The organism is Bartonella sp. AA86SXKL, assembly GCF_042196885.1.
The window spans coordinates 50346-61318 of record NZ_JBHIRE010000011.1 but is presented as its reverse complement, the minus strand read 5'-3'; the positions used below and the strand labels follow the sequence as shown (position 1 = coordinate 61318).

The following is a 10973-nucleotide window of genomic DNA, read 5'->3' as shown; positions in this document are numbered from 1 at the left end:
TCACTCTATCGCCAAGGTGGTGCTCCATATCTGGAATAAAAGCATTTATGAAGATCAATTTTTTCTATCGCCTATTTCAAGACATAATCAAGCTTAATTCCAACCAATCTGCATATATTCCTTCTTCACAAACTCTCAACCCCTTTTTATAAAAATCAAGTTGTAGATCTTGTAAGTGCTGAGAATTGATAGGGATCAATTACCATACAGGCAGCAGCTAAAATACCAGTACTAATCGAAACTCCAACATCAAATTGCGAATAATCTTTGATAATTGCGTCATTATAAAGAATTTGTACTTCACAATCTGGGAGTTGATAACATGCTGAATAATTATCTAACTCTTTAATTTTTTCAACAGACCAATCAAGATTTTTGAAGAACACTGTTGCACTCTCCATGATTAAAAAATTCTTTGCTCTACCTCAAAAGAGGTTGTATCCATATCAAAAGTCAAAAGCAAAGCAGATTTTTGCAAACAAAAGTGATAACGCCGTGTAAGAGAAGAATCTTATCAATAAGGTCTTTGGTGATTTCTTTTGCAACGTCTAAACGAGATGGAATCTTATTCCCTAAAAAAATATAATAAAGTCAATAGGTTGTGTGCAATTATTCTATATGAATCCCATTTAAAATCTACACTTTTATACGTGATTTAATTAACCATTTTTCATAAACAATTACCATGTATGGATAGACCATAAAACGCATGTAAACATTCAAATGAAGTGAACGCAGCTATCATTCATAACAGTTCATAAATTTTATGATACGTTTTTATCACACACAAATCGCATTATTAAAAACGTAATCGTTTGAAATTATCGATAACATAAATTGCATGCGTTTAAAGAATGGTATGGGGTTTACTCTTTTTTTGAGCTAAACCTTAAAAGAAATAATCATTTGAAACTATCATAGAATAGGTTTTAATTCATTAAGGGCACATAAAAGGATTTAAAGACAAGTCGATTTTAAAGCGCCGCTTACTAAAAAGTTAGTCAATAATAAGCAGACATTATATAGATATTATCATCACAACAGGTAATGAAATTGATAATGTTATGTCGTAGAAATCAAAAGATTTTTAATGATATAACGCAGGCAAACAAGCAAAAAACGTTTTAAAAGTTACAGTTTAAAAATACGAAACCAAATGAAGTCCCCTCAAATTTGAGGATACTTATTAAGATAAAGATAAGTAGATAAATTTCAAAAGGATTGCAATCATATTACAAAGGCATGGTGTTTTACTCAATTTTGAGTCAAAAGCGACAATATTAAAGACTGCTCTACTCTAAAGTTAACGAGCTCAAATTTGGGCTGATTAATTTTGCCAGCCCAAATATGGACCGGCTTATTTGCAGAGAAATTAAGTTTAAATGCAAAGTGAAAATACGCTTATGAGAACCTCACTAAATGAACGTTTAAACGTTTAGAGACATAAAATGATATCTCTATAAATACGTTTGAAACCTAGATTTATAACAGTTTAAAAGCCTTAGATTTTATAAAAAGCGGTTGTTTATTATCTTATGAAAAGCTACTTTTAAAAACCAATGTTCGTAAATGTAAACAACGGGTTTTGTTACAAATATTCACTTAATACGCATTTTCTCTTGAGAGTCTTGATATGAACCTACCAAGCATTGAGACATTTTGATAATGTACTTTGTGTCAAATGACCACTTCAAAAATGCGAGCGTTATTCTTAATACGCTTTATAGCCATACATAAAGTGTTTATAGGTTCTGTAATTCAAATGAGTGATTAAAGATCATATCTGTCATTTACGTTCCTTTTGATCAGTTTTAATCAATAGAATAGAGCGTTTGCAATATGATACGTTTTGTATACATGCATTCATTATTGATTTCTTTTGTATGATCTGTAGCACCTCTATTTACAAGCAGCGTCATATCAATGGCACAGCTTTCTTTTATGATGCGTTTATAACCATCAAAAAAGCGCCCCTACATCTGTCATTTATTCTGTTTATCAATCTTGATAACGTTATTGCTTTCATAAACCTCACAATTTATGGGAACCGAATATAAATCGCTATGTCTTTTTATTCTTGCATTGCCATATACATTACCTCTAATCACGATATAGTCAGGGAGATCTTGGCATTGCCATAAACAGAGCCGTAGAGACCTTAGTATGACACCCCACGCTAGCATTGCCGTAAACCTTGCCTAACAACCGCATGATCATAAACTGCGGCATTGCTATGAATACGTGCACTACCGGATAATTTTGCATTCCCATAAACCCGCGCTTAATGATAAACTCAAACGTTATAAGAAAGATGAGCATTGTCATAAACATGAACACCAAAATACACATGGGTTTTATCACATATAAGGGTATTGCCATACACATAGCCACCAATGGCAGCATTGCCATAGCCCCTTATATTTTCATAAACACAACCAGATTTTACAACACAGACATTATCAGCAACCCAGCAATTACCATCATGAGAGAGATTGCTTTCATTTTCAATAAAAGCATCCAGATCGCCTTTTTTTACATCACCAAAATCGTTTAAAGCACGAATGCGATAATATATATATACATGACCAGTCACGAAATCCATTTGATTGATCTATTCATATTTTGGATGGTTTTTTCTGATTAACAGGAGCGGTTTCATTTGCAATGAAAGAAATAACGGAGGTGTTTTTTGATATAGTTATCATAATTAAACCTGTATGTTTTTAAAAGTTTTGAACAGACATTAAGCCAGCTCCAAACCAAATGTTTGTTGCATCAAGCGCTCTGTTCAACTAATAATAACATATTCATTACCTAGTAGTAGAATACCAACTCCTACACCTGCATAAAGCGAAGCAATAATCCGCCCATATGGCTATGCTGCATGACCATAATAGAACCCAAAACCATCATTGCTACACTCGCAACACCAGCAGCAAAACGGATCAAAAGGACTAAGTGTTAACGCCATGAAAATAATTAAGTGCACTCATTACTATAGCTGCACAAGATAGTATGCGAGGAGCACGAGATATAATCCCAATTACTGCCAAACGTAAAGAACATACTCCCAACTAAATAACCACCATAATTAGTGTTCGGTATATAAGAAAGTTGATTAAAGCTAAACAATCCTTCATCCAACATAACTGGCAGTATTGGTGTATAGAGAAATCACCAGATACCCATATCAAAACCATATCGAATACAGCATTTTGAAACAATTCAAATCTTGACGGTTGTTTTTTCCCCCTTATTATTCCTTTAACTGGTGATATTCCTCATCTGCGTTCCATATCACCATAACAGCCTTTAACTCCAAAAATAGAATAAAAGCAAATTTAGCTATCTATTTTAATGCTCAAAACAATATATTTAGCGATCTACTATCAACATCGCCAGATCAGTTGTACAATAACATATTGAATTAAATGTACTTTTTAAATGTTTATAGTTAAATTGAAAGCATATTTAGATAACCTTGCTTTTTTATCTCGATATTCAAAATGACTAACCGAAAAATTATATACGCAGCCGTAAATTTTACTTCTCTTAAAATCATTTGCTTATTCGCTGCAAAACTTAATAAACAACTCAAATAACCATTTTCATAAAAGAGGAAATTGGCTTCTTTTTAGGTAATCTTGTTATTTAGGATGATATGAAGTTGAAGAATTTGGTGCACCCGACAGAATTCGAATCTGTGACCTCTGCCTTCGGAGGGCAGCGCTCTATCCAGCTGAGCTACGGGTGCTTCACACTGATTATTAAAATCAGTTATGGTCTTTTAACTAATCATACTCTTAGCTTCAATGCTAAATTATCATTCTAATAAAAAAATTACTCGTTTGTAATTTATCTAACAACGCATTCCTTTTACTTTTTAATGATACTTTACCTTGAAATAACTTCTCTTTATTCAATGCTCTTTTTATTATAAAAAGAGCTTTTATTACAACTTCAAAACTCTCAAAAATAAGTTACAACATAAATTATAAGTATCAGGATAATTTTTAAATGGCTACATTACCAAGTCGCTTTCATTTTATTTCCGCAGAAACTGAGGAGGCTATCAAAGCTACCCATAAATTAATTTCCGTTTATGGTCATTCTTCTCTGGAAGAAACTGATATTGTTGTTGCAATCGGTGGTGATGGGACAATGTTACAAACCGTACGAGATGTCATGAACACAGGCAAACCTATTTATGGTATGAATCAAGGTTCTGTAGGGTTTCTTATGAATGAATTTCATGAAAAAAAATTGCCCAATCGTATTGCTGCCGCACATAAAAAAGAAATCCATCCCCTGCGCATGATTGCAAAATCTGAATGTCAAGATTCTATCGAGGCGCTTGCAATTAATGAAGTATCCCTCTTTCGGCAATCTTATCAAGCGGCAAAAATTCGCATCACCATTGATAACAACGTACGCATGGAACAATTAAGTTGTGATGGTGTCCTCGTCGCTACACCAGCTGGATCAACCGCCTATAATTTATCAGCACAAGGACCTATCTTACCTCTTATGGCTCCCCTTATGGCCCTCACTCCCGTTAGCCCTTTTCGCCCTCGGCGTTGGCATGGAGCTTTGCTTCCCGATACAGTAACAGTGCGCTTTGATATGCTTGAACCTGACAAACGCCCTGTAAACGCTGCTGCAGATAATATTGAAGTTAAATCTGTCCATTCAGTTACTATTTCAATGGCAACAGAAGTAACAGCTTCAATCCTTTTTGACTCAAATCATTCATGGGATGAGCGCATTTTATCAGAACAATTTCGCTATTAATGATTGTATTATGCGTTTTATATGTATATGATTGTTATAGTTAGTTTTTTTGTGAAAACATCTTAACACTTTTAAAGAGTGTAGAATATTGGTTATAATCATCATTTAGATAGCGCAGTTAAAATCACAGAGCAGTTGATAAAAAAATGATACCATCTTTAAACAGTTTTGATGATTTAGGTCTTTCCGCAAAGGTTATTAATGCGGTGAAATCAGCGGGGTATACATCTCCGACACCTATTCAAAGTGAAACAATTCCGCATGTCCTTCAAAGAAAAGACGTTTTAGGAATCGCCCAAACGGGAACAGGTAAAACCGCCTCTTTCGTATTGCCTATGCTCACTCTCCTTGAAAAAGGTCGTGCAAGAGCACGCATGCCCCGTACGCTTATCTTAGAACCAACAAGAGAAATTGCAGCTCAAGTTGAAGAAAATTTCGATAAATACGGCATAAATCATCGTTTAAATGTTGCTCTTTTGATTGGTGGCGTTTCTTTTGAACTCCAAGATCGCAAACTTGAACGGGGAGCTGATGTTCTTATAGCAACACCAGGGCGCCTTCTTGATCATTGCGAGCGCGGTAAACTGCTCCTGATGGGCGTTGAAATCCTTGTGATTGATGAAGCTGATCGCATGTTGGATATGGGCTTTATTCCTGATATTGAACGCATCTGTAAACTAACCCCTTTTACGCGTCAAACTTTGTTCTTTTCTGCAACAATGGCGCCAGAAATTACAAAGCTAACGAAACAATTTTTACATTCTCCTGTATCTGTTGAAGTTACAAAAGCTTCCTCAACAGCTACCACAATTACACAACGGCTTGTCAAATCTGGAAATAAATCATGGGATAAAAGAGCGGTTTTACGAGAGCTGATCCAAAATGAAGGTGCAGAGCTTCAAAATGCAATCATTTTCTGTAATCGAAAGAGAGATATCTCTGAACTTTTTAGATCGCTCATCAAACATAACTTTAATGTAGGGGCACTTCATGGAGATATGGACCAATATTCGCGCATGAACACCCTAGCTGATTTTAAAAATAATAAACTTACACTTCTTGTTGCTTCTGATGTTGCTGCCCGCGGTCTCGATATTCCAGCTGTAAGTCATGTATTTAACTATGATGTTCCGACACATGCTGAAGACTATATCCATCGAATTGGTCGTACAGGGCGTGCAAATCGCAGCGGAAAAGCCTTTACAATCGTTACAAAAGCTGATCAAAAATATATCAATGCCATCGAGGAAATGAGTAATGAAAAAATTGAATGGCTCAATGGAGATCTTTCAACTTTAATAGCCGATGCTCAAACAGAAGATATTGTTGTAAAGAAAAAATCTTCAAAATCATCAAAGAAAACTGCTCCAAAAGAGCCTGTTGCTCACACTAAAAAATCTGTAGAAGAGAATAAAACAGAATATATCAAAAATGCAAATAATAAGAAGAAGCCATCTGAGCAACAACGCTCACGAAAAAATAAGAATTACACGCCCCTTGGATTTGGTGATGATATTCCTGCATTCATGCTCATAAAGACGCGTAGATAGACTCGTCCTTTACTCTCTGTAAGCATAAAGTAAATAAAAGATGCCTTTTAAAAGTTTCTCTTATTTCTTAGAGAGTCTTTCTATTACCTTTTCACGCCCTAAAAGCTGCAAAAGCTTTCCCATTTCAGGTCCATGATCCATGCCCGTAAGTGCTTGACGTAATGGCATAAATAAGAACTTTCCTTTCCGACCTGTTTTTTCTTTTAATGCTGTTGTCCAAATTTTCCAACTTTCCTCATTCAAAGCACCTTCAGGTAAGAAATCGAGTGATTGACGCACAAATACACGATCCTCTAGTGCCACTGTATCAAAATTCTGTTCATCATGAATGATTTTCCACCACAAAACAGCATCATTGACTTTATCAATATTGCGTCTTATCGCGTTCCAGAAATATTCCGCCTTATCTCCCTCAATAGAAAGTTTTTTAAGGCGCATTTTAACGTCCTCATAACTTAGTTCATGGACAAGATGACTATTCAAAGAAAGAAGATCAGCAATATCAAATTTTGCAACCGATTTTGATGTATCTTGTAAATTAAAATGCTCTAAAAGCGCTGCTTGATGGGGATAGGGATGTACATTTTGTGATGTCCCAATCAAAACGGCAAGGCATTGAACAGCTATAGATTCAAATCCTTTTTCCCGTAGAGAACGAATAGAAAGATCATTATTACGTTTTGAAAATCCTTTTCCTAAAACTGTCGCCAATAAATTGGTATGAGCAAAAACCGGTAATTCTGCATTAAGAGCTTTAAAAAGAGCAATTTGAGCGCCTGTATTTGTAATATGATCATCCCCACGAATAATATGCGTAATAGCCATATCTACATCATCAACAATAGACGGCAATGTATAAAGATAGCTTCCATCTTCACGAATAAGAACAGGATCTGAAAGAGAAGCCAAATCAATCGTCTGCTTTCCCTTTATTGCATCATTCCAGCAAACTTCTGTTCGCTTTGTTTGTAAAGGATCACTTTCAAAATTAGGAAGAAGAAAACGCCAATGGGGTTTACGACCTTGAGATTCAAAGTTTTTTTTCTCTTCTGCTGTCAATTTTAATGCTGCACGGTTATAAATAGGAGGCAATTTGCGTGAAAGCTGGATTTTACGACGCCGCTCTAATTCTTCTGCAGTCTCATAACAGGGATAAAGAAGCCCGCGTTGTTTGAGAATTTCTGCAACTTCATCATATCGATTAAATCGCTTAGATTGGTAATAAATTGAATCTGGTTGAATACCAAACCATTCAAGATCAACAGCAATAGCATCAATATATTCTTGTTTAGAACGTTCAACATCTGTATCATCATAGCGCAAAATAAATTCTCCTTTATGCGCTTGCGCATAAAGCCAATTGAAAAGCGCAATACGGATATTGCCAATATGAATATAACCTGTTGGAGAGGGAGCAAAACGAACTTTAACCATAACATAATACTCAATTTTTATCGCGAAAATGATTGACTATAGGATAGCGACGATCGCGTCCGAAATTCTTGTAACTGATTTTTACACCGGGTGCAGATTGTCGCCTTTTATATTCAGCACTATAAAGAAGCTGTTCAATTTTCTCAACAATTTCCCGTGAATACCCACGTTGAACAATATCACCAATACTCATGTCATTTTCTACAAGAGATTGCAAAATATCATCTAGAATAGGATAAGGTGGAAGTGAATCTTCATCTTTTTGATTTTCCCGCAGCTCTGCAGAAGGCGCTTTTTCTATAATATTGGATGGAATGACAATTCCTTCTGGTCCTCTCAAATTGTGCAAGTGATTTTTATTGCGCCACTCAGCTAATGCATAAACCTGCATTTTATAAATATCTTTAAGAGGATTAAACCCGCCATTCATATCCCCATACAATGTTGCATATCCCACAGCCATTTCTGACTTATTGCCTGTCGTTACCACCATTGAGCCGAATTTATTTGAAAGCGCCATTAAAAGTGTACCGCGTATACGACTTTGAAGATTTTCTTCTGTGACGTCAGAGGATAACCCTGAAAAAACAGGTGCCATTGTCTTTAAAAAAGCCTCAACAGGTTGTGCAATCGGTATGATTTCATAACAACATCCCAAAAGATCAGCACATTCTTTGGCATCTTTTAATGATTCTTGCGAAGTATAATGATAGGGCATCATAATGGTGCGAACCCTCTCAGCACCAAGAGCATCCACCGCCATTGCCGTACACAGGGCTGAATCAATTCCTCCTGAAAGACCAAGAATAACATCCTTAAAGCCGTTTTTATTAACGTAATCTTTCAAACCTAAAACACAAGCTTGATAATCGGCCGCTAATCCATTGAGAAGACTTTCTTTAGGACCTGAAATACAGTGCCATCCCGTCGTTGTTTTTTGCCAATGGCTTAAAGCAATATGGCTATCAAAGTGTTTCATTTGAAATATCTTTTTTCCTTCTCCATTCAAGGCAAAAGACCCGCCATCAAAAACGAATTCATCTTGACCACCAACTTGATTAGCATAAATAATTGGCACCCCAGATTGTAGAGCTTGCGTATGAACAACATCTATACGTCTTAAAGTTTTATTACGATAGTAGGGAGATCCGTTAGCGACAAGAATAATTTCCGCTCCTTTATCTTTAAGCTCTGTACTAAGAGAGGAATCATTCCAAATATCCTCACAAATGACTATTCCTAATTTAATTCCATGATAAACAATAGGCTGAGGACGTGGACCTGAAGAAAATAAACGCTTTTCATCAAATTCAGCATAATTAGGTAAATCAAACTTCAAACTTTCGGCAATGACTCTCCCTTCATCAAGAAGCATGACACCGTTGTAAATATTGCCATTGCGTCTTAATGGAAGTCCAATGACAATTCCTGGTCCGCCTACGGTTATCTTTGCTAATTTCTCAACAGTCTCTTCACATGTTTTTGTAAAAGCAGGTTTTAGAACAAGATCTTCCGGCGAATAAGCGCTTATAAAAAGTTCCGTGAATAAAACAAGATCTGCCCCCTCTTCTTTGGCCTTTTGATGCGCCATGACAGCTAAAGAAAAATTCCCCTCAATATCACCGACAATAGGATTTAATTGAGCAATTGATACCCGAAAATTATTTTTCATAAGCCTTTGTATCATTTCATCAGTTTAGTAACCACAACTTTATTCTTCATCATCGGAAATATCATTTTTAAAAATTCTCTTCTGCCATAATGACCTAAAAAATATTAGGCAAATTTTTGCCTACCCCCCAGCAGCAATTGCTAACGAGTCAGTCACGCGATTTTTTTTAAGGAGTTCAGCAACAAGAAAAGCCAATTCTAACGCTTGATCTGCATTTAACCGTGGATCACATTGCGTATGATAACGATCAGATAAATCGTCCACAGAAATGGCATGTGCCCCTCCTGTACATTCAGTAACATCACGACCTGTCATCTCAATATGAATGCCTCCTGGATAAGTTCCCTCTCCACGATGCACTGCAAAAAAATTCTCTACTTCTTTTAAAACATAATCAAAGGGACGCGTCTTATAACCATTGGCAGTAATTGTATTGCCATGCATTGGATCACATGACCATATAACCGCACGCTTCTCGCGTTCAACGGCACGGATGAGTTTAGGCAGATAACTTTCAACTTTATCATAACCAAAGCGCGTAATGAGAGTAAGCCGCCCCAGCTCGTTTTCAGGATTTAAAATATCAATTAATTTTAAAAGCTCATCAGACTCAATGGAAGGACCACATTTTAATCCTATAGGATTCTTAATGCCGCGACAATATTCAACGTGAGCATGGTCAATCTGACGCGTACGGTCACCAATCCATAACATATGACCAGATGTTGCATACCAATTTCCTGAAGTTGAATCAATCCGAGTCAAAGCCTCTTCATAACCAAGCAACAGTGCTTCATGACTGGTATAAAAAGATGTTTCACGCAATGAAGAATGTGTTTTGGATGTAATCCCTATAGAACGCATAAAATCAATTGCTTCAGAAATACGCTCTGCCAATAATTCATAACGTTCTCCCTGCGGACTGTTAGAAACAAAACTCAACATCCATGTGTGAACATTTTCTAAATTAGCATAGCCACCTTGTGAAAAAGCACGCAATAGATTAAGTGTTGCCGCAGATTGGCGATAAGCCATAGACATCCGTTGCGGATCTGGAATACGAGAACCTGCTTCAAATTCAATGCCATTAATAATATCCCCACGATAAGCAGGAAATTCAACTCCCTCTTTTCTTTCAATATCAGAAGAGCGAGGCTTTGCAAATTGACCAGCAATACGACCAATTTTAACAACCGGTTTAGAACTACCAAAGGTCAAAACAATCGCCATTTGCAAAAATACACGAAAAAAATCACGGATATTATCAGCTTCATGTTCTGCAAAGCTTTCGGCACAATCACCACCTTGCAATAAAAAAGCTTGTCCTTTTGCAACAGCTGCTAATTCATTTTTTAAATCACGTGCTTCACCGGCAAAAACTAAAGGAGGGTAACTTCTCAGTTTTCGTTCAACATCTTCTAACATAGACTTATCCGGATAAGTCGGAACTTGTTTAATTGGCCTTGTTCTCCAAGAGTCAGGTGCCCATTCTTTTATCATTACACTCTCTCTAAAGATTAATCTTA

7 protein-coding genes, 1 tRNA gene and 1 pseudogene are annotated in these 10973 nt (G+C 36.2%); 2 read left to right on the top strand and 7 right to left on the bottom strand.

Annotated elements, in window-relative coordinates; all coding sequences use genetic code 11:
• Positions 1–155 precede the first annotated feature (155 nt).
• From ACFIO5_RS06275 to ACFIO5_RS06260, 4 genes and pseudogenes are all read right to left on the bottom strand, one after another.
• The gene (locus ACFIO5_RS06275; RefSeq protein WP_375612148.1) at positions 156–401 is read right to left on the bottom strand and encodes a hypothetical protein; all 246 of its coding nucleotides are present in this window, start codon (positions 399–401) and stop codon (positions 156–158) included.
• 1581 nt (positions 402–1982) lie between these two features.
• Positions 1983–2602, bottom strand: a pseudogene (locus ACFIO5_RS06270) (hypothetical protein).
• A gap of 377 nt (positions 2603–2979) precedes the next feature.
• Positions 2980–3147 (bottom strand): hypothetical protein, encoded by a 168-nt coding sequence (locus tag ACFIO5_RS06265; protein WP_375613483.1) that lies wholly within the window; start codon positions 3145–3147, stop codon positions 2980–2982.
• 530 nt (positions 3148–3677) lie between these two features.
• Positions 3678–3754, bottom strand: a tRNA-Arg gene (locus ACFIO5_RS06260).
• 263 nt (positions 3755–4017) lie between these two features.
• On the opposite strand from ACFIO5_RS06260, the gene ACFIO5_RS06255 reads away from it, so the two are divergent.
• Both ACFIO5_RS06255 and ACFIO5_RS06250 read left to right on the top strand, forming a co-directional pair.
• Complete coding sequence (locus tag ACFIO5_RS06255) at positions 4018–4791, top strand: NAD kinase (RefSeq protein ID WP_375612145.1); 774 nt, start codon at positions 4018–4020, stop codon at positions 4789–4791.
• A 146-nt stretch (positions 4792–4937) separates the two neighbouring features.
• Positions 4938–6341: a DEAD/DEAH box helicase gene (locus tag ACFIO5_RS06250; protein ID WP_375705157.1), complete on the top strand. Its 1404-nt coding sequence runs from the start codon at positions 4938–4940 to the stop codon at positions 6339–6341.
• A gap of 60 nt (positions 6342–6401) precedes the next feature.
• Here the strand turns inward: ACFIO5_RS06250 and gltX are convergent, their stop codons facing one another.
• The 3 genes from gltX to ACFIO5_RS06235 form a co-directional block, all read right to left on the bottom strand.
• Positions 6402–7775 (bottom strand): glutamate--tRNA ligase, encoded by a 1374-nt coding sequence (gene gltX / locus ACFIO5_RS06245; RefSeq protein ID WP_375632804.1) that lies wholly within the window; start codon positions 7773–7775, stop codon positions 6402–6404.
• A 10-nt stretch (positions 7776–7785) separates the two neighbouring features.
• The gene (locus ACFIO5_RS06240; protein ID WP_375634724.1) at positions 7786–9447 is read right to left on the bottom strand and encodes an NAD+ synthase; all 1662 of its coding nucleotides are present in this window, start codon (positions 9445–9447) and stop codon (positions 7786–7788) included.
• A 120-nt stretch (positions 9448–9567) separates the two neighbouring features.
• Positions 9568–10947 carry a class II 3-deoxy-7-phosphoheptulonate synthase gene (locus ACFIO5_RS06235; RefSeq protein WP_375618353.1) on the bottom strand — a complete coding sequence of 460 codons (1380 nt, stop codon included), beginning with the start codon at positions 10945–10947 and terminating at the stop codon, positions 9568–9570.
• Positions 10948–10973: the final 26 nt, after the last annotated feature.

Coding starts and splice junctions, on each gene's coding strand:
- gltX (WP_375632804.1), bottom strand. CDS start 7,775: ATGGTTAAAGTTCGTTTTGCTCCCTCTCCAACAGGTTATATTCATATT.
- ACFIO5_RS06250 (WP_375705157.1), top strand. CDS start 4,938: ATGATACCATCTTTAAACAGTTTTGATGATTTAGGTCTTTCCGCAAAG.
- ACFIO5_RS06235 (WP_375618353.1), bottom strand. CDS start 10,947: ATGATAAAAGAATGGGCACCTGACTCTTGGAGAACAAGGCCAATTAAA.
- ACFIO5_RS06255 (WP_375612145.1), top strand. CDS start 4,018: ATGGCTACATTACCAAGTCGCTTTCATTTTATTTCCGCAGAAACTGAG.
- ACFIO5_RS06275 (WP_375612148.1), bottom strand. CDS start 401: ATGGAGAGTGCAACAGTGTTCTTCAAAAATCTTGATTGGTCTGTTGAA.
- ACFIO5_RS06240 (WP_375634724.1), bottom strand. CDS start 9,447: ATGAAAAATAATTTTCGGGTATCAATTGCTCAATTAAATCCTATTGTC.
- ACFIO5_RS06265 (WP_375613483.1), bottom strand. CDS start 3,147: ATGTTGGATGAAGGATTGTTTAGCTTTAATCAACTTTCTTATATACCG.